We start from the raw sequence: 901 nt of genomic DNA, 5'->3' as shown, positions 1-901 counted from the left end.
ATTCGGAAGCGCAGCGGGCGACCGAGGATCGTTCCACCGGACAACATCACTCAGGAACCCGCGGAGCCTGGCGATTGTCGCAACCTTCTACGCGCCGTTGGACTTGCTTGGTCATGGCGGCGCAGGCTCGACTCCGGTGAGTTTGAAACCGCGAAAGATCTCGCGGCCGCCATTGGCAATCATGAGCGTTACGTCAGCCGGCATCTGCGGCTGACCTATCTTGCGCCCGAGGTTCTGCGAAGGCTCGTCTATGGGCGGGAGGTTCCGAGCATCACCATCCGCGAGATGACGGATCTCGTGACGGCGAGTTGGGAAAAGCAGGAAGAAATGGTGTTTGGGGAGTAAGGGTGGGAAGCAGGAGACGTGTGCTCTTCCGATCTCCAATAACCTATAGTTTCATGGCTAACATCGATCCCCCGCTCATGCAGGAGATCTTCCACATTACGAAGAGACAGAGGGAACCGTACATAGAGCATGACCGCTAAGCGGATCACCTCTGGGCTCGTCTTGAAATATCTAAATGGAGAGCGCTTGGTCTTCCCAAAACGCTAACCACGTCCCCTATCCTGCTCAAGGCCGTTTAGTCTGACAGTGCGAACACTAGTATGTCAAAGTCGGAAAAAAAGCGGCATCAGCCTAACCAATGCCGCTCAGTCTACACGTGCGGTCAGGGAGTGGCCGCACATGAAATCGAGCCCTTGAGCGATCTCAAGATGCATAAATATCTAAGCAACTCGGGACAAAACTTAACTCTTCCAGCTGTTTTCGAAGTGGATCTAGTGTAAACTTCCAAATCGATCCAAAACATTCCGTGTGACTGTTATCACTTGTTGGTCATCACTAATTAAACCTCCAACCCACTCACAAGCTGCAGCTGTGAAAACCTCCCCAGCGCCTTTTT

General features: G+C 52.9%; 1 protein-coding gene and 1 pseudogene. One reads left to right on the top strand and one right to left on the bottom strand.

Translation table 11 applies throughout. The features are described 5' to 3' along the window. Positions 1-345: hypothetical protein (locus tag AC1QQ2_RS14495; RefSeq protein WP_479713676.1), on the top strand; the 345-nt coding region annotated here is incomplete at its 5' end. A 35-nt stretch (positions 346-380) separates the two neighbouring features. On the opposite strand, the pseudogene AC1QQ2_RS14490 reads toward AC1QQ2_RS14495, so the two are convergent. Then, positions 381-494, bottom strand: a pseudogene (locus tag AC1QQ2_RS14490) (IS6 family transposase); the annotation flags it as partial. Positions 495-901: the final 407 nt, after the last annotated feature.

Origin of the sequence: Aestuarium sp., assembly GCF_023253315.1 — a bacterium.
GTDB classification, from domain to species: Bacteria; Pseudomonadota; Alphaproteobacteria; order Rhodobacterales; family Rhodobacteraceae; genus Marivivens; species Marivivens donghaensis.
Note: the sequence above shows the minus strand (reverse complement) of the source record. Positions and strands in the feature narration are given on the sequence as shown.